General features: G+C 63.5%; 21 protein-coding genes. 16 read left to right on the top strand and 5 right to left on the bottom strand.

Annotation, left to right across the window (positions count from 1 at the left end):
- The 4 genes from FGL94_RS14765 to FGL94_RS14755 form a co-directional block, all read right to left on the bottom strand.
- Positions 1–543 (bottom strand): cupredoxin domain-containing protein, encoded by a 543-nt coding sequence (locus FGL94_RS14765; protein WP_144926911.1) that lies wholly within the window; start codon positions 541–543, stop codon positions 1–3.
- Between the two features lie 7 nt (positions 544–550).
- Positions 551–706, bottom strand: a complete 156-nt coding sequence (locus tag FGL94_RS18415; RefSeq protein ID WP_186313429.1) for a hypothetical protein — start codon at positions 704–706, stop codon at positions 551–553.
- Between the two features lie 151 nt (positions 707–857).
- On the bottom strand, positions 858–2,219 hold the full coding sequence (locus FGL94_RS14760) for a heme o synthase (RefSeq protein ID WP_144926909.1): 1,362 nt from the start codon (positions 2,217–2,219) through the stop codon (positions 858–860).
- Between the two features lie 345 nt (positions 2,220–2,564).
- A complete protein-coding gene (locus FGL94_RS14755; protein ID WP_241659203.1) occupies positions 2,565–2,837 on the bottom strand; it encodes a HalOD1 output domain-containing protein in 273 nt (90 codons plus the stop codon).
- 1,136 nt (positions 2,838–3,973) lie between these two features.
- On the opposite strand from FGL94_RS14755, the gene FGL94_RS14750 reads away from it, so the two are divergent.
- Complete coding sequence (locus FGL94_RS14750; protein WP_144926906.1) at positions 3,974–5,248, top strand: RNA-guided endonuclease InsQ/TnpB family protein; 1,275 nt, start codon at positions 3,974–3,976, stop codon at positions 5,246–5,248.
- An 11-nt stretch (positions 5,249–5,259) separates the two neighbouring features.
- Here FGL94_RS14750 and FGL94_RS14745 read toward each other — a convergent pair whose 3' ends face one another.
- Positions 5,260–6,396: a Gfo/Idh/MocA family protein gene (locus FGL94_RS14745; protein ID WP_144926903.1), complete on the bottom strand. Its 1,137-nt coding sequence runs from the start codon at positions 6,394–6,396 to the stop codon at positions 5,260–5,262.
- 237 nt (positions 6,397–6,633) lie between these two features.
- Between FGL94_RS14745 and FGL94_RS14740 the strand changes: the two genes are divergently transcribed.
- The 15 genes from FGL94_RS14740 to FGL94_RS14675 all read left to right on the top strand — a co-directional run bounded on the left by FGL94_RS14740 (position 6,634) and on the right by FGL94_RS14675 (position 22,721).
- The gene (locus tag FGL94_RS14740) at positions 6,634–7,605 is read left to right on the top strand and encodes a sugar phosphate isomerase/epimerase family protein (protein ID WP_144926899.1); all 972 of its coding nucleotides are present in this window, start codon (positions 6,634–6,636) and stop codon (positions 7,603–7,605) included.
- Between the two features lie 131 nt (positions 7,606–7,736).
- Positions 7,737–8,639, top strand: a complete 903-nt coding sequence (locus FGL94_RS14735) for a GAF domain-containing protein (protein WP_144926896.1) — start codon at positions 7,737–7,739, stop codon at positions 8,637–8,639.
- Between the two features lie 124 nt (positions 8,640–8,763).
- Entirely contained in the window at positions 8,764–9,525 is a 762-nt protein-coding gene (locus tag FGL94_RS14730; RefSeq protein ID WP_144926893.1) for an IclR family transcriptional regulator, read from the top strand.
- Positions 9,526–10,083: 558 nt separating this feature from the next.
- Positions 10,084–10,491 (top strand): cupin domain-containing protein, encoded by a 408-nt coding sequence (locus FGL94_RS14725; RefSeq protein WP_144926890.1) that lies wholly within the window; start codon positions 10,084–10,086, stop codon positions 10,489–10,491.
- A 51-nt stretch (positions 10,492–10,542) separates the two neighbouring features.
- Positions 10,543–11,376: a phosphoenolpyruvate hydrolase family protein gene (locus tag FGL94_RS14720; protein ID WP_144926887.1), complete on the top strand. Its 834-nt coding sequence runs from the start codon at positions 10,543–10,545 to the stop codon at positions 11,374–11,376.
- Positions 11,376–12,614 carry a Tm-1-like ATP-binding domain-containing protein gene (locus FGL94_RS14715; protein ID WP_144926884.1) on the top strand — a complete coding sequence of 413 codons (1,239 nt, stop codon included), beginning with the start codon at positions 11,376–11,378 and terminating at the stop codon, positions 12,612–12,614. Before FGL94_RS14720 ends, FGL94_RS14715 begins: the two co-directional genes overlap by 1 nt.
- Positions 12,615–12,883: 269 nt before the next feature.
- The gene (locus FGL94_RS14710) at positions 12,884–14,269 is read left to right on the top strand and encodes an ABC transporter substrate-binding protein (RefSeq protein WP_144926881.1); all 1,386 of its coding nucleotides are present in this window, start codon (positions 12,884–12,886) and stop codon (positions 14,267–14,269) included.
- A gap of 174 nt (positions 14,270–14,443) precedes the next feature.
- Positions 14,444–15,376, top strand: coding sequence for a branched-chain amino acid ABC transporter permease (locus FGL94_RS14705; protein WP_144926878.1), 933 nt, complete (start codon positions 14,444–14,446; stop codon positions 15,374–15,376).
- Positions 15,373–16,473 carry a branched-chain amino acid ABC transporter permease gene (locus FGL94_RS14700; protein ID WP_144926875.1) on the top strand — a complete coding sequence of 367 codons (1,101 nt, stop codon included), beginning with the start codon at positions 15,373–15,375 and terminating at the stop codon, positions 16,471–16,473. Before FGL94_RS14705 ends, FGL94_RS14700 begins: the two co-directional genes overlap by 4 nt.
- Positions 16,473–17,231, top strand: a complete 759-nt coding sequence (locus tag FGL94_RS14695) for an ABC transporter ATP-binding protein (RefSeq protein WP_144926872.1) — start codon at positions 16,473–16,475, stop codon at positions 17,229–17,231. The genes FGL94_RS14700 and FGL94_RS14695 overlap by 1 nt, the downstream gene beginning before the upstream one ends.
- Positions 17,228–17,971, top strand: coding sequence for an ABC transporter ATP-binding protein (locus tag FGL94_RS14690; RefSeq protein WP_144926869.1), 744 nt, complete (start codon positions 17,228–17,230; stop codon positions 17,969–17,971). Before FGL94_RS14695 ends, FGL94_RS14690 begins: the two co-directional genes overlap by 4 nt.
- A 96-nt stretch (positions 17,972–18,067) precedes the next feature.
- Complete coding sequence (locus FGL94_RS14685) at positions 18,068–19,336, top strand: outer membrane protein assembly factor BamB family protein (protein ID WP_144926866.1); 1,269 nt, start codon at positions 18,068–18,070, stop codon at positions 19,334–19,336.
- A 432-nt stretch (positions 19,337–19,768) separates the two neighbouring features.
- The gene (locus tag FGL94_RS18410) at positions 19,769–19,924 is read left to right on the top strand and encodes a hypothetical protein (RefSeq protein WP_186313427.1); all 156 of its coding nucleotides are present in this window, start codon (positions 19,769–19,771) and stop codon (positions 19,922–19,924) included.
- A gap of 111 nt (positions 19,925–20,035) precedes the next feature.
- Positions 20,036–20,551: an LUD domain-containing protein gene (locus FGL94_RS14680; RefSeq protein ID WP_144926863.1), complete on the top strand. Its 516-nt coding sequence runs from the start codon at positions 20,036–20,038 to the stop codon at positions 20,549–20,551.
- On the top strand, positions 20,544–22,721 hold the full coding sequence (locus FGL94_RS14675) for an LUD domain-containing protein (RefSeq protein ID WP_144926859.1): 2,178 nt from the start codon (positions 20,544–20,546) through the stop codon (positions 22,719–22,721). The genes FGL94_RS14680 and FGL94_RS14675 overlap by 8 nt, the downstream gene beginning before the upstream one ends.
- Positions 22,722–22,795: the final 74 nt, after the last annotated feature.

Genomic DNA, 22,795 nt, shown 5'->3' with positions numbered 1-22,795 from the left:
CTATCCCTCCACCACCGTGAAGCGGCCGTGCATCGTTCGGTGACCCTGTCCGCAGAACTCGTTGCAGACGACGTGGTAGGTGCCCGGTTCGTCGAAGGTCATCGGGATCACCCACTCCGAGCCCGGGAACACTTGGAGATTGATCTGCTTGTTGAGGTTCTCCTCGGGTCGGACCGAGAAGCCGTGTTGCACGTCGTAGGCGCCGAGATGGATGTCGTACTCGCGGCCCGCTTCGAGAACGGCCGGGAGTCCGTCCCAGTTGAACCGCATCGCACCGACGTACACGTCGTCTTCGGGCGGGATCAGTCCGTCGTCCGTCTCCTCGGCGGCCTCCTTGTACTCGCCGACGCGCTCCTGATACTGGTCGGGATCGACCTCGTACGTCGTGCCGACGGGGTTCTGGTCGCCGAACTGGGTGAACCCGGCCATCCACGTGAAGATGCCGAGCGACCACGCGCCCGCGAGCCCGAGCCAGATGCTCTCGCGGCGATGTACCGGGGAGTTCCACCAGTCGTCGTCGGGGTCGTCGAGTGGGTTACTCATGCGACGATCACCTCACGGGAAGAGACAGGAGGTCGAGTAACCCCCACCCGACGTAGGCCACGAGAAAGAACACGATCGCCGCCGCGGCCAACAGCCAGATACGGTTATAGAGGCGTTGCATCGCCGGAATGTCTTCGCCGTCGGGTGTCGTTCGGTTGCTCATCGGTCGCTCACACGACCAGTTACACAGATACACATGGTGAGCGTTATCACGCACATGTTCGTCCGCCGGTGACATGCCGGTTCGGACGCGGATCTGCTCGGAAGCGAAGCGCGGCGCAGAGCACCGCGGAACTCCGCCGAGCCGGACCGGCTCACATCGCGAACGTTTCCACGAGGATCGCCGCGAGAACGGCTCCGAGGTAGGCGTTCGAGGCGTGGAAGCTCCGGTAGGCCGCCGCCCGTTCGTCCTCGGTTCCCCGTCGGTCGGCGTCGTACTGTCGGACCACGCTTCGCACGAACAGCGCTCCGAGCGCCGTGGTGGTGACCGCGTAGAGGACGCCGAGGTCGGTGACGCTCCCTAACAGGACCGCGGCGATCAGGGTGACGCCGAGCCACGCGAGGATCCGCCGGCGCGCGGTTTCGACGCCCGCGACGACCGGCAGCATCGGGTAGTCGGCCCGGGCGTAGTCCTCGCGGTGGGCGATCGCGAGGTTGTAGAAGTGCGCCGGCGTCCAGCAGCAGACGACGACCGCGAGCAGGACCGCGGGGAGCCCGACGGTCCCGGTCACCGCGGCGTACCCGATCAGGGCCGGCAGAGCGCCGGAGCCACCGCCGATCACGGTGTTCCACCGGGTCGTCGGCTTCAACAGGACCGTGTAGACGTACGCGTAGTAGACGATCGCCGCCGCCGTGAGCCCGGCCGCGAGGACGTTGACGAACGCGACCATGACCGCCATCGAGGCGACGACGAGCGCGACGGCGAAGCCGGTCGCGCGCCGGACGCCGACCCGATCGGTCGCGATCGGTCGGTCCGCGGTTCGCCGCATCTTCCGATCGCGGTCGCGCTCGTACACGTGATTGAACGCCCCCGACGCGCCGGTCGCGAGGACGCCGCCACCGAGGGTCGCGACGACCGTCACGCCGTCGAGCTCGCCGCCGGCCGCAACGGCCAGTCCCATCCCCGCCAGCGCGAGCAGACACAACAGCCACATCAGCCGCGGCTTGGTCAACTCGAGATACGCACGAAGCCGGCCGCGAAACCCGGTCGAACCGTTTTCCGACGCCGGGGAGTCGGTGGTTCCGTCCGGTGCGCTCGGCGTCGCGTGGTCGCCCGGTCCCTTCGGAGAGCCGTCGTCGGTCGGGACGCCCGCGGTCGCCTCCACCCTGATCACGAGCGTCACGAGGAGGACGGCGAAGACCGCGATCCCGCCCAGCAGGTGGAGCCCGCCGTCGAACGGTAGGACACCGGTTCGCCCCCCGAGCCCGACGCCCGCCTGTACCACATACGCGATCAGGACCGCGATCGTTCCGACACGGACGCCGCGGGAGGCCGCCGTTCGGTGGGCGAAAAGAGCCGTGGCGGCGAGGAGGACGCCGACGGCCACCGCGGAGGCGTGGTGGACCGCGGCGACCGCGGAGCCGCCGTCCGTGGCGGCGGTCGCTCCGAGCGCGACGAGCAGATACGTCCCCACGACTGACCAGATCAAAAGCGTCGTGAGCCGTGGTCGAACCATACGTCGGACTCGCGTCCCGCCCCCGCGGTTCTTCCCCCGAATATGTTCGCCCCGGACCCGTTCGCGGAGCCGGAGTCGATCGCCGACATCGATGTGGATACCACGGTCGTCGACGGCGAGATCGCGTACGGGGACCCGTAGCCGGGGTCGGTCCATCCCCTGGCTGGCAATAGCCGATCGCAAACCGGGTTCCGCAGGTGGAACGCCCCCCAGAGTGTGGTCGAGTCGCTCGATACGGACGGTTCACGTCGATTGCTTCGGTGAGGCTCTCAGCGGGTGGCCCATCCAGACCAGGTTCCGGTCGGTACGGGAGTTAGCGGTAGTGATCCGCCCCGTACGTAGTCGTTACTCGTCAAAATATACCGCGTCCAATCGGTCTGTGTCGTCTTCCCGTATCGGGCACACGTAGACGGTGTTGTCCGAGTGAACAAGGACTCTGTGAGCGGCGTAGGAAAATGTGACCGTCACGTCATGGGACGGATCCTCCGTGACAATCGCCTCTAATCCCTCGAGATTAACTGACTGAGAGAGCGGGGGTAACTCCTCTACCGGCGTGTCCAACGCGTCGGAAACGGCCTCGGCGATAGTCAGGAGCGGTTCCTCTGAAGTGCTTCTCATGGAATCACTATCGGGATTTCCCCCGATAGTAACAAGCACCGTATTACTTATATTCTGATATTACTCGAAACACCGTCTCTGAGTTTTGTACGTACTCCCAAACAGGTCTGCTTAATACCGCTTCGAGTACACTACTCGTATTCGGAACTGCCGGCGAAACTCGGGTTGCTCCGCGTACGCGATCAGGTTATCGCGTGGTTCGGCGCTCCGCTACGCCTCACGACGAAACGCACGCGTAACCTCGGACGAGACACCGAGACTCGGCCCGCGCACCGTGGTCTCCGTTTTCGTCTCGACGTCGGAGCCCCGTCACGCTCGGCACTCTTATCGATTCCAAGATCGGCGTCATCCACGTCTATCTCTCCATTTGCAGGCTTGCCACACCGATTCCCAGTATCCGCGTTCCGGATCGATCACCAACCTCTCGACTACCGACGACACCCTGTACCGGAGCCCAAACCTATAGATATTTATATATAATCTGTTTTGGTAACTTACGATGAGCTGCCACCCCTCCCGTCCCTCGACGGGTAGTATCCGTTTTCGAATGAGTGGCGATACCGGCTCAACTCGTTGCTGTCAAAGAGAGTACCGCCAGATTCGACGCCATCGATAGTGTTCTCTTCATCGGTTTTGACGTAATTTGTCCAAATAGTGTATAAAATACGCTTAACCCTGTAGTATATAGTACTATATCTGACTTTTTGTGTAGTACTTTGCATACAAATTTAATATATCACGTCTATTCTGACGACTATAGTCCAAAATGACGCTGGAAATTCAAGCACTTTATTATATAAAATTTCATATGTATATTATAAAAACTCAGATTTATGATCACTCCGGCGACGCACGCCGACGAACGAGTCGGACCCCGACCCACGCTTCTCACCGGGGAGCCGGTAATATCGCCTCCGCGAGGGAGAGCGAAGGTGGGTGAAAGCGCACCGCCGGCTCCGGAGCGTTCGATTCAGCATAATACAAGGTGGAGCCTCCGACCTCAAGGAGCGAGCGAAGCGAGCGAGTAGGTCGGAGAGGAAACCGACACGGCACTACACCAGCCACGTTCGATTGTCGGCTGACTCCTCACCGAATCGTTACTAATATAAAAATGAGAGTATACATCTGAAGTACGGATGGAGGTCTGCCGCACCGTCCCTGTCAAGCTCAATGTGGCCGACAGCGACGCTGACCTCCTCCATGAAACTATCTCCGAGTTCCTGTGGGCTGCCAACTACGTCGTCGACCACGCCTGGCAAGGCGAGTATAAAACGACGAGTAAAGCCCAACTCCAACGTGAAACCTACGACAACGTACGGGCTGAGACACGGTTACAAGCGAATCACGTCCAGAACGCTCGCAACAAGGCCGCCGACGCCGTACAAAGCGTCGTTGCCCGCTGGAAACAAGGCGACTACGCGGGGAAACCGTCTTTTTCCGCCCCAACACTCGTCTACGACAAACGCTGTGCAACGTTCAACGACGACCATGCGACGCTCTCAACCGTCGAAGGCCGAATCACGGCCGAGTACGTCCTTCCAGACGAGAGCCGCGATACGCCCCACTCTGAGTATCTGTTCAACGACGACTACGACGTAACGGGTGCGGAACTCCACTACCGCGACGGTGAGTTCTACCTTCACGTCCGCACAAAGGCGGACGTGGAGTCCGAGACTGCCGATGAAGGTGACACCGAGCACAGCACAGTCCTCGGCGTTGACCTCGGCATCGAAAACGTCGCCGTTACCTCAACAGGCACGTTCTGGAACGGGTCGGAGTTGAACCACTGGCACCGCGAGTTTGAGAAGCGACGCGGGTCGCTCCACCAGCGCGGGACGCGGGCCGCCCACGAAACTATCCAGTCGATCGGACGCACGGAGACGGGGCGCTACGACCACTTCTTACACACCGTCTCGAAAGAACTCGTCGCAGAAGCCGTCGAACACGACTGTGACGTGATCGCGTTCGAGAACCTGACGGGAATTCGTGAGCGGATGCCGACCGCCAAGAAGTTCCACGCATGGGCGTTCCGACGCCTGTTCGAGTACGTCGAGTACAAAGCCGAGATAGTCGGCATCTCGGTCGAGCAGGTGAGTCCCGCGTACACCTCCCAGCGATGTTCGAAGTGCGGGACGACACTCCGAGAGAACCGCGAGACGCAAGAACGGTTCTGTTGCCAGAAGTGCGGTTACGAAGTGAACGCCGACTACAACGCGGCGAAGAATATCGGCCTGAAGCATCTCCGCTCGGCGCAAACGTCGTCGGGCGGAGGCGCACCCGTAAACGTGCGCTTGAATCGCGGGACGTTGAATGTGAACGGCGATTACGAGCCTGCCAGCGATGGCCAGAACAGGAGTCCACGCGAAAGCCCCGCCCTCAACGAAGCGAACGGCGAAGCCGTAAGCGAGTAGGGCGGGGTAGTTTACATGTCGATCCAGCGACCCGTCTCGTCGCTCCGATCGATGGCGTCGAGAACACGCTGTACGGCCAGTCCGTCCCGGAAGTCCGGGTGGTACTCGGCCCCCTCGGCGACCGCCGTGAGGAACTCGTAATCTTCGTGAACGAACGTGTGTTCCCAGCCGATGGTGTGTCCCGGCGGCCACCAGTGGTCGATATAGGGGTCGCCCGGGTCGGTCACGAGGACCGTCTCGAAGCCGCGGTCATCTCCGCGGAGCACCTCCAGTTCGTTGAGCCGTTCGAGGTCGAACCGCAGACTCCCTTTCGAGCCGTTCACCTCGATCGTGTGGGCGTTTTTCCGACCGTTTGCGAAGCGGGACGCCTCGAAGGTCCCCATCGCGCCGCCCTCGAAGGCCGCTTGGGCGGAGTAGGCGTCGTCGACGGTGACCTCGCGGGTCTCGACGCCGTCCTGGCTCTCCGCATCGAGACCACCGCCGTCCGCGCCCGGCACCGGCCGCTCGTCGACGAAAGTGCGGAGATGGCCGCTGACGCGTTCGATCCGATCCCCGAGCAGGAACTGCGCGAGGTCGATCGAGTGCGCCCCCAAATCGCCGAGGGCGCCGCTGCCGGCCATCTCCTCGCTGTTCCGCCACGACCAGGGCGACTGCGGATCGACGAGCCAGTCCTGGAGGTACGTCGCTCGGACGTGGTGGATCTCGCCGAGAACCCCGTCGTCGATGAGCCGCTTCGCGTACCTGATCGCCGGCACGTACCGATAATTAAAGGCGATCGCGGCGGGGGCGTCGGATTCGTCGGCCGCCGCCGCCATCCGCTCGGCGTCCCCGATCGTCGCCGCGAGCGGTTTCTCACAGAGAACGGGGACGCCCGCCTCGAGCGCGGCGATGGTCGGCTCGGCGTGGACATGGTTCGGCCCCAAATTGTAGAAGACGTCGACCGCGTCGACGGCCTCCCGCCAATCGGTCGTCGTCCGAGCGAATCCGAGCCGGTCGGCGGCCTCGCGCAGCGCCTCCTCGTCGCGGCCGACGAGCACGTCTCGCTCGATCTCCGGTGCGTCCGGGAAGAACATGGGAAGCCGGGCGAGCGCGTTCGAGTGTGCCTTCCCCATGAATCGGTAGCCGAGCATCCCGACGGACAGCGTCATCGGCGCTCACCTCGCGAGGAACGCGCGTCTCCGATAGATCGATCCCGCGGCAAAGTGGCAGTTACTCCCATGATTGACGAGACCACGACGACTCGTATTAACTTTTCCCCGAGTGAGCGCGACCCGCGTCACCGGCCTACCGAGACGGAGCGCGACCCGCGTCACCGGCCTACCAAGACGGAGCGCGACCGACCATCGGGGATAATTATTAGAGTTACCCCGTCGAACTGCCGACGTATGCAACTCGGCGTACTTACGGCCCAGCCGTTAGGACACATGGACAGATCGGACGCGTTCTCGTTCCTCGAATCGCTCGGCGTCGACGCCGTGGAGCTCGGCGCGGGTGGGCTGATCGGGTCCGACCACATCGACCGGCGCGAGTTACTCGACAGCGACGAGGCGCGGACCGCGCTTGAGACGGAGCTCGCGGAACACGACCTCGACGTCTGTGCGCTCGCGATCCACGATAACCCACTGCATCCGGACGACGAGCGGCAAGCGCGCGTCGATACCGAGACGCGCGAGACGATTCGGCTGGCGGCCGAACTCGACGTCGACCGGATCGTCACCTTCTCCGGACTCCCGGCCGGCGGTCCCGAGGACCAGGTCCCCAACTGGGTCACGTTCCCGTGGCCGCAGGAGCACTCGGAGGCGCTGGAGTACCAGTGGGATATCGCGGTCGACTACTGGAGCGAACTCGGGGCCTACGCCGACGACTACGGCGTCGACATCGCCATCGAGATGCACCCGAACATGCTCGTCTACGATCCGGTCGCCATGGTTGAACTCCGGGAGGCGACCCACGAGCGCGTTGGGGCGAACCTGGATCCCTCCCACCTCTGGTGGCAGGGCATCGATATCCCGAAGGCGATTCGCTACCTGGGCGAACGCGACGCGATCCACTACGTCCACGCAAAGGACGTGCGCGTCTACGACGCCAACGCTGAGATCGAAGGCGTACTCGACAACAAGGGCTTCGACCGCGAGGAGGAGCGCGCCTGGATGTTCCGCTCGGTCGGATACGGTCACGACGAGGACGCGTGGCGAGACATCATCAGCACGCTTCGGCTGGTCGGGTACGACGACGTGCTCAGCATCGAGTGGGAGGACGGGCTCGCCGAACCGACGGAAGGGTTGGAAAAGGCCGTGACGATGCTTCAGGACGGACTCCTTCGCAAGGAAGCGGATGTCGACTGGGTCCCCGAGTAGCCCCGAATTTCGGCTGCGTCAGCGGGTCGCGTCGGCGAGTCAGCCTCGTTTCGCCGTTTATCCCGGAGCACTTCTAAAGCGGGAGCACATCGTAGATAGGTTATATATGGATCGAACGTGATGTACCGTGCATGACTTCCCCCGAGTCGCGGACAGAAGCGGAACACGGGATCCCGGCGGAGTCCCGCCCGGTAGAACTGCTAGAGAGCGTCCAGCAGCTCACGGGGGTCGGTGTGTGGCTGTACGACGACGACTCCGACGAAACGTGGTGGAGCGATCAGGCGAGAGACATCCTCGGCGTCACCGCCGATATCCAGCCGACGTTCGAGTCGGTCGCCGAGAAGTTCGTCGAAGACGACCGCCGGCGCTCGCGGGAGCTGTTCGAGCGAGCGCGCGAGCGCGGCGAGGCGTTCGCGGTCGAGGTCGGCTTCATGAACGGCGGAACGACCGAGCGATACCTCCGCATCCGTGGCGCGCCGCGCTCGGACGACTCCGAGGGCGACACGCTTTACGGAACGGTCCGGAACATCACGGACGCGAAACGGCAGGAGCAGCGCATCGAAGTGCTCCGCAAGACGAGCCAGGAACTCCGGGAGGCGAACTCGAGACAGGCCGTCGCCGAGATTATGGCCGACACGGCCAAGAACATCCTCGGGTTGGACAACACGACGATCCGCCTCGTCGACGAGACCGAGGGGACGCTCCAGGTCGTGGTCGTCACCGAGGAGTGTGTCACGAAGGCCGGAACCCGACCGGACTATCCGGCCGACAAAGACACGCCCGCTGCTCGGACGTTCAGGACCGGAGAGCCCGAACTACACACGGACCACAGCTCGACCGAAGACGACCAGGAACGGGGGGAGCTCCGGTCGGGGCTGTACGTCCCCATCGGCGATCACGGCGTGTTGAGCGCGGGTGACATCACCGTCGACGCGTTCGACGAACGCGACGTCGAAGCGGCGAGCCTGCTCGGGCAACTCGGCGCGAAAGCGATCACCCGGATCGGGTGGACGAGGCGCTCCCGAGCCATCTGATCGAAACGCGACACGGCGATACCCGAGCGGTAGCTCCGCCGGATTCGTTCGCACTATGTTAATATCCCGATTGGACATCTGGAATATATAAACTGATTTAATACTGCGAACGAACCACACGCGTATGCTCGAAACAACGAATGGTCGCACGCTGAAAACGACGAAAACGTCGTTGCGGATACTCGAACTCGTTTTGGAACACGACGGGCTCACGCTCGCCGAGCTCGATCGGATCGTCGACAAGCCCAAAAGCTCCCTCCACAGCCATCTCAACACGCTGTTAGAGTGTCGCTACCTCGTGAAGAAGGACCGGACGTATCTGGCCAGCTTTCGGCTCGCGGAACTTGGCGATCGGGCGCGGCGCGGCGACCTCGAAGCCATCGCGACCGATGCGGTCGAACGACTCGCGGAGGAGACCGGTGAGGAGGCCAACTTCACGGTCTTCGAACACGGACGGCTCCTGCTGCTCCACGGGTCCTCGAATCAGGCGACCGAACACGAGGGGGAATCCGGCTTCCGAACGGAGTACTACCTCCACAACACCGCCGCCGGCAAGGCCATCCTCGCCGAGTTGGAGCGGGAACACGTCGACCGAATTCTCGACGAGTGGGGCATGCCCCGCGAGATAGAGGCGACGGTGACCGACCGCGAACGACTGTACGACCAGTTGGACGACATCGCTGGCAAGGGGTACGCGATCATCGACGAGGAGTTCGCTCCGGGCCTCGTCGCCGTCGGCGCCCCCGTCCACTCCGACGGTGACATCATCGGCGGTCTGAGCATCGGCGGTCCGAAGTACCGGATCAACATGACGCGGCTCCACGAGGAGCTCGCGGATCAACTACTTGACGCCGTCGAGCGGATGGAAGATGCGCTTCACACGTAGTTCATTCGCATTTCGCGAATACGCGATCTCGGACGGCCGAACCGCTCCGGCACCCCGTTAGCGATTGATAACACCGACATCCGCGTAAAATTACAATCATAATATTGTAATGGACATCTCGCCTCGCCGGTCACCGGATCGATTCAAAATAGCGGGATGAAACCGAGTCTAACGGCGTCTCCCTCTCGAATCCGCGTACCACTGTGACTCGACGTCGAGTTGTTATCGCTTCGGTGTCGCCTCGATAGAACGGCCACGGCTCTGCTGATAGACACCGCGAATGCGTTCTCCTCTCGTCGACCGGCGAGGTCGGTTGGACGTCGTTTCGTTCCTACTATGTGAATGGTTTTTCATTATACTCCGGGCTCACCGAGGACGATCCGCCGATGGCGTGGTTAGTTGTGTCACAACACACCATGCTATTCACATTATGAGAACGTCCCGTGCGATACCGCTTCGGGCCGCCGATACGCGAAACGGTTCGCGGCGGAACGGGCGACGGTTGCGGTCCGCTCTCCCCAAACACTTATACAGAGCTGCTGCATGCCTTTCTGTGTCATGCCAGACGATCAGCGGTTCATCGACCCGGACGACATCGAGACGCTGGAGCTGGATTGGGGAACGATAAAGTGGCTCAGCACACCGGAGACGACGGGTGCCGAGGCGTTCAGTTCCGGCGTCGTCGTACTGACGCCCGGGGAGGGGCACGAACGTCACACCCATCCGGACAGCGAGGAAGTGCTGTACTTCCTGAACGGCGAAGGAGTCCAGACGATCGACGACGAGGACCGAGAGGTCACCCCCGGCGACATGGTGTATATCCCGGCCGGGGTCGAACACAGCACGAAGAACACCGGGTGGGAGCCGCTGCGGTTCCTCGCGATGTACGGTCCGCCGGGACCGGAAGCCGAAATCCGCGATTCTCCCGGGTGTGAGGTCCATCCTCCTACGGGCCACGACACCTAAACGGGTTGACCAGAACATTAATTATCTGTCTGGGTAATATGTAGATCGTCCATGAAGTTTACACGGGACGAGTCGCTCGGGCGGTTAGAGTCGGTCGTACAGAGCGGAGAGCCGATCATCGGCGCCGGGGCGGGAACCGGTATCTCGGCGAAGTTCGCGGAGCGCGGCGGTGTCGACCTCCTCATCATCTATAACTCGGGGCGGTATCGGATGAACGGGCGCGGCTCCTTAGCGGGGATCCTCCCCTACGGCGACGCCAACGAGATCGTCGTCGAGATGGGCCACGAGGTGATTCCGGTCGTGGAGGACACGCCCGTGCTCGCGGGCGTCAACGGAACCGATCCCTTCCGAGAGATGGACGTGTTCATCGAGGATCTCCGTCGACGCGGGTTCTCCGGCGTCCAAAACTTCCCGACGGTCGGCCTCATCGACGAGGACAGTTCCTTCCGGCAGAACTTGGAGGAGACCGGCATGGGGTACGACAAGGAGGTCGACATGATCCGCGAGGCCAGCGACCAAGGCATGTTGACGTGCCCGTACGTCTTCAACGAGGACCAAGCTCGGGCGATGGCCGAAGCCGGTGCCGACGTCGTCGTCTCGCACATGGGACTCACGACGTCCGGTGACATCGGCGCCGAGACCGCCCTCGACCTTGAGGAAGCGGCCGAGCGGGTCCAGTCCCACCACGACGCCGCGAAAGCGGTCAACGACGACGTCATGGTCATCTGTCACGGCGGACCGATCGCGTGGCCGGACGACGCCACATACGTCCTGAACAACACCGAGGGGGTCGTCGGCTTCTTCGGCGCGTCCAGTATCGAACGGCTTCCGACGGAGGAGGCCATCCAGAACCAGGCCCGCGAGTTCAAGGAGATCGAGTTCTGATGAGTTCGACGGACCGTTCCGAATCGGCGCCCGCGACTGTCGTCATCGTCGGAACTCTCGACACGAAGGGCGAGGAGATCGGCTTCGCGCGTGACGTGCTCGCGGCCCAAGGCGTCGAAGTCACCCTCGTCGATGTCGGTGTCATGGGTGAGCCCGAAATCGATCCGGCCGTCTCGGCCGCGGACGTTGCCGACGCGGGCGGCGCCACCCTCGAGGGGCTCAGAGACGCGGGCGACAGGGGCAAAGCCGTCGAGGCGATGGGCGACGGGGCCGCTGCGATCGCAACGCGTCTCCACGAGGCCGGCGAGCTCGACGGGATCCTCGGTCTCGGCGGGTCGGGGAACACCTCGATCGCGACGGCGGCCATGCGAGCGCTCCCCGTCGGGGTCCCGAAGTTCATGGTGTCGACGGTCGCGTCCGGGGACACCGAACCCTACGTCGGCACGCGCGACATCGCGATGTTGTACTCGGTCGCGGACATCGAGGGGCTCAACCAGCTCTCGCGGACGGTGATTTCGAACGCCGCGCTTGCGATGACCGGAATGGTGACTAACGACCCGGACGTCGCGATACCCGACAAGCCCACGATCGGTATCACCATGTTCGGCGTCACCACGCCCTGCGTCCAGACCGCGCGCGAGTGGCTCGAAGACCGGGGCTACGAGACGATCGTCTTCCACGCGACGGGCACCGGCGGTCGCGCGATGGAGAACCTGATCGCGGAAGGCGTCATCGACGGCGTCCTCGACGCGACGACCACCGAGTGGGCGGACGAACACGTCGGCGGTGTCCTCGCCGCGGGACCGGACCGGCTCGACGCGGCGGCCGAGGCGGGAATCCCCCAGGTCGTCTCGACGGGCGCACTCGACATGGTCAACTTCGGTCCCGAAGACACGGTGCCGGCGGAGTTCGAGGACCGAACGTTCCACGTGCACAATCCTCAGGTAACGCTGATGCGGACCACGCCGGCTGAGAACACCGAATTTGGCCGGATCATCGCCGAGAAGCTCAACGCCGCCACCGGACCGGTGACGCTCGCGCTCCCGCTGGCCGGCGTCTCGATGCTCGACGCCGACGGCGAGCCGTTCCACGATCCCGAGGCCGACGAAGCCCTGTTTCAGTCGCTCCGGACGCACATCGACGAGGACGTGCAGCTGCTGGAACTGGACGCGAACATCAACGACGAGTCGTTCGCCGTCGCGATGGCCGAACGGCTCCACGAGTACATGCAGCGGTGAGTTTCACGGACCGGCCACGAACCCGAATCGGCCACGCACCGATCGCGACTCGAACCCAGGCCGATCCCGAATCGATCTCGAACACGTCGGCAGCACGAGGTCTTCTGAACCATTTTCGGCGATCTGACCCGTTTCGGCGGCCGGAGTTCGACCGAACCCGGTTCGGAGCTGCTCTGACAGCGACGGCTAATAACCTAAGAAAATAAATATAATTACCAAAGATTTAAATCCTGTATCGTTCCATTTGTCCACGAGTTGCCTAAACAACCATGACAGACAAACGTGAACCTGGAGACGAGTCTCGACGTCGCTACCTCAAAGGCCTCGCGGCCGGCGGTCTCACCGCCGGATTCGCCGGCTGTACTGGAGGCGGCGACGGGGGCGACGGCAGCGACGGTAGCGACGGTAGCGACGGTAGCGACGGAGAGTACGAACCGATCGGGAACTTCCCCCCGGAGGGAGACACCGTTGCAATCGGATTCAACGGCCCGCTGTCCGGCGCGCTCGGCCCGGACGGTCAAGACCAGGAGCTGGGGTTCGATCTCGCGGTCCAACACCTGAACAACGGCGGCGGGTTGGTCGACACCTGGGACGCGCTGAGCGGCGACGGCATTCTCGGGTACCAGATCGAACCGACGAAGGCCGACACCGGTGGGGATCCCGACACGGCGAATTCCAATATCAACGGGATGATCCAGCAGGATAACATCCAGTTCTGGACCGGCGGCATGTCCAGTACGGTGACTCTCGCGATGCAAGACGTCGCCCAGCGGGAGAAGGTCCCGTTCATGGGCGGGAACTCCACGTCGGCCGGGATCAGCGGGGAGAACTGCTCGCGGTACTACTTCCACCCGACCTTCCACGCGGAGATCATCGGGATGGCCGCCGGAAACCTGCTTCCCGAGGCGCTCGGCGAGGACCGGGAGCTGTTCCATATCTACATGGACTACTCCTACGGTCAGTCGAACCGCGACGCCATGCGCACCCACCTCACGGAGAACGGACCGTGGGAAGACGCCGGCGGCTCGGCGATCGCCGAGGGGGAAAGCGACCACCAGACGCAGATACAGGACCTTCAGGATTCGGGCGCCGACGTTGTCCACTTCGCCAGTTTCGGCGAGTTCGCGGCCAGCGGGCTCTCACAGATGGTCGACGCCGGAGTCACCGAGGACGTCGACGTGTTCATCCCGCACGTCAGCGCGTTCACCCTCGACCCCATGGGGTCCGACGCCGAGGGTGTCTACGGCATGGAGCCGTGGAACCCGAACTACGACAACGAGGCGTCGAACACCTTCGTCGAGGCGTACCAGAGCGAGTACGACGAGATCCCCAACCAGAGTTCGCTTCACACCTACGAGTCGATGCTGGTGTACGCGGCCGCCGTCGAAGAGGCGGGCACGTTCCACCCGCCGACGGTCGTGCGGACCCTCGAGGAGTTCGACTGGGAGCAGGCGTGGGGGCCGTCCCAGTTCCGGGAGTGCGACCACCAGGTCGAGCGCCCGTGGCACCTCGTACAGGGCGTCGACGACGCCACGGCCGAGGAGATCGGCATTCGGACCGAGGTGATGGAGACGACCGACCCGCTCGTGTACGAGTGCGACGCCTACCCGGCCAACGAGTGTGCGATGGACGAGAACGAGTACGGTGACGAGTAACGCGTCTCCCGGACGGTCGTCCCGGCGCGGCGTCCGACCCGCGGCGTACCAATCGGGGCGTCCCGCGATGAGCCCGTGCCCGCGTTCGACGACCACCGGGTGTGACGCGCGATTCAACGGCGAATGAGAGCGCTGTCAAGACATGGTAACAGTAGACAATAGGTGGCGGTTCGGATGAGCCTCGTAGAATCGTCCGTCCAGTTCCTGTTCGTCGCGCTGAGCGTGGCGTCAGTGTACCTCCTCGTGGCGCTGGGACTGTCGATCGTGTTCGGGTCCCTTCAGTTCGTCAATATGGCGCACGGAGCGTTGTACCTGATCGGAGCGTACGTCGGGTTGATCGTCGGGTTCCAAGTCGGGTTCGGCGGGCTGATCGACCGATACGGGCTCGCGCCGCTGGGGCTCGACCTCGGATTCCTCGCCGCCCTCGTCGTGACGCCGATCGTCGTGTTCGTCGGTGGGATCGCGATGGAGCGGTTCCTCGCGAAACCGCTGTACGATCGCCCGCTGCTCGATCAGCTGTTGGTGACGTTCGGCATTCTCCTGATCTTCCAAGAGGGGTTCAACCTCGTCTTCGGCCGAACCGGATTCAACTACGCCCGGCCCGACTGGGCGTCTGGACCGATACTCATCCCCGCCGTCGGATCGGTGTCGCGGTGGCGCATCTACGTCGTCGTCCTCGCACTCGTGTTCCTGGCGATCCTCTTCGCCTTCTACAAGTACACCGATTACGGCCTCGCAGTCAGGGCCGGCACCGAGGACACCGAAATGACCGAGCTGCTCGGTATCCGAATCGGCCGCCCGTTCCTCCTGATCTTCGCCATCGGCGCGGCCTACGCCGGCCTCGCCGGGATTCTCGGCGGCTCGCTGTTCGGCGTGAACGCCGGGATGGGGTTCAGTAACATCATCCCCGCACTGGTCATCGTGATCATGGGTGGGGTCGGATCGATCAAGGGGACCACCGTCGGGGCGTTGCTCGCGGGCTTCGTCTTCGCGGCGGTGACGCAGGTCTGGCCCAGCATGGCGACGGCGAGCATCTACGCGCTGGCGATCGTGGTGTTGACCATCCGACCGAGCGGCATCTACCCGACGGGGAGGGTCGGACAATGAGCACGGAGACCACCGAGGGGTCGGAGGAGACCACCGACGACGAACCGGCGTCGAGCGCACTCGAGACGTGGGACCGGATCAAGCACACGGAGCGGTTCGTGCTGGTCAGCGCCGTCGTCTTCGTCGCGGTGTTCCCGTGGGTGTTCACGAGCCTCCCGCTGATCCCGAACGACCTGCTCGCGTACGACCAGCTCGCTCGCTTGGTGCTCATCTGGGGGATCTTCGCGCTGGGGTTCAACCACCTACTGGGCCAAACCGGACTGCTGTCGTTCGGTCACGCCATGTTCTTCGGCGGATCGGCGTACGCGACGGCTCTGTTCGCGAACAACGTCGTTGCCGATCCGTTTCTCTCGGTCGTCGTCGGCGTGTGCTTCGCGCTCGTGTTGGCCGTCGTGACGCCGTTCATCCTGCTCCGACTCCACACGGTGTACTTCGCGATCGTGACGCTCGCGATCGCACAGATGTTGTACTACATGGCCAGAGAACCTTTCGAGGGGATTACCGGCGGTATCAACGGCCTCGGCGTCGAACGAAGCCCGCTCTTCGGCCTCGTCGAACTGGGTGCAGACATCCCGGGGATCTTCGGCGCGCTCTGGGGGACATACATGTACCTCTTTATCGCCGCGTTCTTCGTCGCCGTCGTCGTGTTCATCACGCGCGTCCGGAAGTCGCCGTACGGGCTGATCTTCAAGGCTGTCCGGGAGAATGAGACCCGAGCGTCCTTCGTCGGGCTCGACGTCTGGCGGTACAAGTTCGCGGCGTTCGTCATCTCGGGATTCATCGCGGGGATCGCCGGGGGACTCCTGCCGATGGAGACGTACTTCACCGGCGTCGAACGCCTTCACTGGACGCTCAGCGGCGACGTGGTTATGATGACCGTGTTGGGCGGGTTAGGCACGGTTGCGGGCCCGATACTCGGCGTGATCGTCTTCCTCTACTTCGAGGGCGTCGTCAACGGGCTCGACGTGATCGGCGGCTACTGGCTGCTCACGCTCGCTCTCGCGTTCACGGCCGTCGTCTGGAAGTACCCCGACGGACTCTGGGGGATGATCACGAGTGTCAGTTCGCGGCTTCGGTCTCGGAGAGGTGATCAGTGATGCCACTACTCGAAACGCGCAATCTCACGAAGACGTTCGGCGGTCTGAAAGCGCTCGACGACGTGACAATCTCGGTCGATCAGGGCGAGCTCGTCTCGCTCATCGGACCGAACGGCGCCGGGAAATCGACGCTGATCAACGCCATCACGGGCATGTTGGAGCCCACCTCCGGCGAGATCACCTACGCGGGGACCGACCTCATCGGGCTCGACCCGTTCGAGATCGCGCAACTCGGCGTCGGTCGGTCGTTCCAGACCGCGTCGATCTTCCCCGAGCTCACCGTCAGAGAGAATATTCAGGTGGCGGCGTTCGCGACCGAACACGGATCGTTCAGCGTCAACTTCTTCAGTCGGCGCGACAGCTACGACGAGGTGCGGGACCGCACGGAACGCATCCTCGAGACCATCGAACTGGGGGATAACGCCGCGGAGGTCGCGGAATCGCTCCCCTACGGCGACAAGCGGCGACTGGAGGTGGCTATCGGGTTGGCGACGGATCCCGACCTGATGTTCATGGACGAGCCCACGGCGGGGATGTCGCCGGGAGAGACCGAGATGACGGTGTCGCTCATCCGCGAACTCCTCGCCGACTGGAACATGACCATCTTCCTCGTCGAACACGACATGGACGTCATCTTCGACGTCTCCGATCGGATATTCACGCTCAACGACGGCGCGATCATCGCGAAGGGAACGCCCGACGAGATTAAAAGCGATCCCGCTGTTCGCGAGGCGTACCTCGGAGGTGAAGCGGAATGACGCTGCTCGAACTCGACGACGTCCACGCCTACTACGGGGCGAGCCACATCCTGCGCGGGGTGTCGATGGCGATCGACGAAGGGGAGGTCATCTCGCTTCTGGGTCGCAACGGCGCCGGCAAGACCACGACCGTCAGGAGCATCGCCGGCACGGAACCGCCCGAGGTCCGCTCTGGTACCATCCACTTCGACGGAGACGATATCACCGACTGGCCGACCGACGACGTCACGCAGGCCGGCGTTGGCGTGGTTCCCGAGGGGCGTCGGCTGTTCACCGACCTGACGGTCGAGGAGAACCTCAAGATGTCGAAGATCGCCAGCGCCCAGTGGAACACGATCCGCCGGCGCGCGACTGGGAGCGGATCGCCCACGATGGGGATCGACGAGCTGTACGAGCTGTTCCCGCGACTGGAGGAACGCCGGTCACAGAAATCCGGGACGCTGTCCGGCGGCGAACAGCAGATGCTCTCGATCGCCAGAACCCTGCGACTACCCGATCTCGATCTGCTGCTGCTCGACGAGCCCACGGAGGGGCTCGCGCCGCAGATCATCCAGTCCGTCTCGGAGTCGATCCGCGAGATCTCGGACCAGGGGTTGACCGTCCTTCTCATCGAGCAAAACGTCCGTGAGGCGCTGAAGCTCGCCGACCGCGGCTACGTCTTAGATCAGGGCGAGATGGTCTACGAAGGGACCGTCGAGGAGCTCGAAAACGAGGACTTGGACGAATACCTCGTCGTTTGAGGCGGGCCGCGTGCAGGCGAACCGCCCCTCTCCCCTCGCGGTCCGTCGATCCCCGACGCCCAAAGCGTTATTACGCGACGACAGGTGAACCGAGACATGGTGATGAGTAACAGACGGAGCTTTCTCGCCGCCGTGTCGACGGCCTCGCTCGGTCTTGTCGGGGGGTGTGCCGGCATCCGAGGCGAGGGCTCGGGATCGCATCCCGTCTCGGAGCCAGTAACCGACTGGCCGTCGTTCCGGGGCGACCGCTACAACACGGGGTTCGCGAGGGGCGTCTCACCGACGAGCGCAGACCCGTCGATCGAATGGACCCACGAGGCCGACGGGCCCTTTTGGGGGAGTCCGGTCGTCGCAGACGACACCGTGTTCGTCGGCAACGCGGACGGGACGCTGTACGCGCTGGACGCGACGACGGGCGAGGAGCTGTGGACGTTTGCGACGGGACACCGGATCGAGGGGTCACCTGCGTACGCCGACGGGACGGTGTACGTCGGCTCCTACGACACGTGCGTGTACGCGATCGACGCCGCGAGCGGCGACGAGACGTGGCGCCGCGACCTCGAGGGACTGATCCGGGGGAGTCCGACGGTGACCGGTGAGACGGTGTACATCGGCGTGGGCTGTCACAACCTCGCGTGCGCGGTGTTTGCGGAAGAGTCGGACGAGCCCGACGCGACCGAAGGCGGGTGGATCTACGCGCTGGACGCCGTCACGGGCGAGACCGAGTGGCGGTACGCGGTCGGCGACGAGGTCGTGAGTACGCCGGCAGTGGACGACGAAACGATGTACATCGGAGCCTCAAACGACACGCTCTACGCGCTTGACACCGGATCCGGAGCGGAGGTCTGGACCTACGACGTGGGAGATATGGTCTGGTCGAGCCCGACCTTGGCGTTCGGGACCGTGTTCTTCGGGGACTGGAACGGGATCGTCCACGCGGTCGACGCCGCTTCGGGAGAGGTCGAGTGGACTGCGGACCCGTTCGCCCGCTACATCTCCGGCTCCGTCGCCGTCGACGACTCGGGGGTGTACGTCGGAGATACGCCGTACAACACGCTGGACGATCCCACCACGCACTACGGTGAGATGTTCAAGTTCGACCGCCAGTCCGGCGAGGAGCTGTGGAGCTTCGAGACGGATGCGCTAGAGGTGGGCAGTAGTCCCGTTGTCACCGACGACCGACTCTACTTCGGGACCCACGGCCAGACGGAGCGAGACGGGCTCGGCGTCTACGGACTCACGACCGACGGCGAGGAAGCGTGGTTCGTCGAAGTCGGCGGCCGCGGTGTCGGATCGAGCCCCGCGCTCGTCGACGGCACGCTGTACGTCAGCGGAACCGACGGCCGGATGTATGCCATCAGGTGACACGGAGCGTTCCCGTTCTGGAAACCCACGGAACGCGAGGCGATTTCGGGGCCGTAAACGAATCTCGGTGTCGGGTTTACCCTATTCGTATCCTATTTAAATAATACTATTCTTAATGATGGGTCCGTACTAATTGATAACGACTCACCGCTCATCACTGAGTTCACGAGACGGACCTCCTGCCGGAATCTGACTCATATTCGGATCGATAACCGTCTATGAGGTTAAATATTTTAATTTAAAAGCAGATTTTAAAATATATTCCAGGTACTCTTTTTGATGAAGCCGTGAGCTGGAGTTCACTTTTGACGGCCGCTAGACCGGCATGTAGAAACATATACTATTTTATATATTTCCAAATTAGTCATTTAAATATGTATTTGGTAACGCTCCGATCCCCACGTGTTTGTGTCCGCATCGTAGCCCGTCACGATGAACCGTGACGTGGGGCCTCGGGTCCACCGCTACGGCGACACCCGGCACCGGCTCGACCGCGTAGCGGAGGGGACCGGAAGCTATCGGGAACGGCCCGCCGGGCGCGCGTTCCGCGAGCACGTCCTCAGCGCGTGCGACACGTCTTCGGTGTGACCTGTCACCGCGTTCTCAGCGCGTGCGTGGTCCCCGCTGACGACGCTTCCGGAAGCCGGTCGACGGACGGTACCCGAAAATTACATCCCGACGGTCGCGTTACAGTGTCACATGTCAGCAACGCCGACTGACTCGCTCGTCTCGACGCTCGGTACGTTAGACGTGCCGTGTGAACAAACGACGCCAGAGGCGTTCGAGGAGGCGCTTTCGCCGCACCTCAGAGGGCGCTCGGTCGGCGTCGAGCTGGACGGGATCGACGCCTCGCTCACCCGGACGGACGTCGAAGTCGATCCAACGCCGGCGGCGTTGAAGGCGGCGACGACCGGCGTCACACCGGCCTCGTTCGCTATCGGTGACTACGGATCGGTGGTGGTCCCCGAGTCGCCGGCGGGAAGCGACCTCGTGAGCCTCTTCGTGGACCGCCACGTGGCGATCGTGAACGAACGGGACGTCGTTCCCGACATGGAAGCCGCGTTCGACCGGTTCGGCGAGGCGTTCAGGGAGCGAACGCAGAGCGGCATCATCGCCACGGGGCCCAGCGCGACGGCGGATATGGGGGAGCTCGTTCGAGGGGCACACGGCCCCAGTGAGGTCCACGTCCTCGTCGTGGAGGCGGCCGATGAGTAGCCCCAGCGAACTCCGAGATGTGATGGCCACCGAGGGAGCGGCCGTCAGCGAAAACACGAAGGGGTTCAACAGGGGACGGTACGACTCCGTCGGCCGCCTCTCCGACTACGACGCCCTGAAGGACGAGGCCCGATCGATCAAGGAAGACGCGATCGAGCGCCTCCCGGAGCTGATCGATCGGCTGCGTGACACCGTCGAAGCCAACGGCGGGACGCTCTACATCGCGGAGGACGCGACGGACGCCAACGACTACGTTCGGTCGGTCGTGGCGGATCAGAACGCCGAACGGGTCGTCAAGAGCAAGTCGATGACCTCGGAGGAGATCGAGGTCAACGAGGCGCTAGCGAAGGACGGTGTCGACGTGGTCGAGACAGATCTGGGCGAGTGGGTACTCCAGGTCGCCGACGAGACGCCGTCGCACATCGTCGCCCCGGCGATCCACAAGTCTCGCGACTCCATCGCCGAACTGATCAACGAGCGGTTCGACCCCGAGGAACCCCTAGCGACCGCGTCGGAGCTCACCGCCTTCGCCAGAGACCACCTCGGGGAGCTGATCGAGGACGCCGACGTGGGGATGACCGGGGCGAACTTCATCACCGCGGACACGGGAACCATGGCGCTCGTGACCAGCGAGGGGAACGCGCGCAAAAGCGTCGCCGCGACGGACACGCACATCGCCGTCGCCGGGGTCGAGAAGGTGATTCCCAGCGTCGAGGACCTCCAGCCGTTCGTCGAGCTCATCGGTCGCTCCGGGACCGGCCAGGACATCACCTCGTACATCTCCCTGCTGACTCCACCGGTAGGGACACCGTCGATCGACTTCGACGACGACGAGACGCCGCTGTCGGAACTCGATTCCGACCGCGACTTCCACCTCGTGTTGATCGACAACGGCCGCATGGCGATGCGCGACGACGACGAGCTGCGCGAAACGCTGTACTGTATCCGGTGTTCCGCCTGCTCGAACTCCTGTGCCAACTTCCAGCAGGTCGGCGGGCACGCCTTCGGCGGCGAGACGTACTCCGGTGGTATCGCGACCGGGTGGGAAGCCGGTATCGAAGGACTCGACACTGCGAGCGAGTTCAACGATCTCTGTACCGGCTGTTCGCGCTGTGTCGACGCCTGCCCGGTCGGCATCGACATCCCGTGGATCAACACCGTCGTCCGGGATCGGCTCAACGGCGAGAACGAGGGGCAGTTCGATTTCCTCGTCGACGGGCTCACGCCCGACGAAGAGGAGACGTCGCCGTCGCTCCAGAAGCGCTTCTTCGGGAACTTCGAAGCGATCGCGTCGGTGGGGTCCGCGCTCGCCCCGCTCTCGAACTGGGCTTCGGACACGACGCCGGCCCGGATGGCCATGCAGCGAGTGTTGGGGATCGATTCCCGCCGTGAACTGCCGCAGTTCCGGCGCGAGACGCTCGTCGACTGGGCGCGAAAGCGCGACACCGCCATCGAGAACCCCCGCCGCCGCGCCGTTCTCTATCCGGATCTGTACACGAACCACGTCCACGTCGAGCGCGGCAAGGCCGCCGTTCGCGTCCTCGAGTCCCTCGGTGTCGACGTCGTCGTTCCCCCCGCGCCGTCGAGTGGTCGCGCTCCGCTCTCACAGGGGATGATCGCGACGGCGCGTGATCACGCCGAGCGGGTCGCCGAGACGCTCGAACCACACATCGAGGACGGACGCGACGTCGTCGTCGTCGAACCGTCCGATATCGCGATGTTCGACCGAGAGTACGAGCGGCTTCTCGACGCGGAAGATTACGACGAACTGGCGTCGAACGGCTACGAGGTGTTCGAGTACGTGTACGGACTCCTCGAAAACGGCGCAGCCGCAGACGATCTCCGGCACGGTGACGGTGAACAACTCGCCTACCACAGCCACTGTCAACAGCGGACGCTCGACCTCGAACCCTATACGCTGGACGTGCTCGAACGGTGCGATTTCGACGTGACCACGTCCGACGTGGAATGCTGCGGGATGGCCGGAAGCTTCGGGTACAAAAGCGACTACTACGAGGTGAGTATGGCCGTCGGAAGCGATCTCAGGGCCCAGTTTACCGAAGCCGAGACCCGTGACCGAACGGTGGTCGCGAGTGGGACGTCTTGTCTCGAACAGCTCGATGACCTCCTCGAGCGACCGACGCGACACCCGATTCAGCTCCTCGATTGAGAGCCTCCGGAGTTTTCGGCGGGCCACTCAGCGATGATCCCCGAAAGACGATTCTTTGTAGATATCTCCCCGGC

The organism is Halorubrum salsamenti (assembly GCF_007671685.1).
Lineage (GTDB): Archaea > Halobacteriota > Halobacteria > Halobacteriales > Haloferacaceae > Halorubrum > Halorubrum salsamenti.
This window is presented reverse-complemented; position numbering and strand designations above follow the sequence as displayed.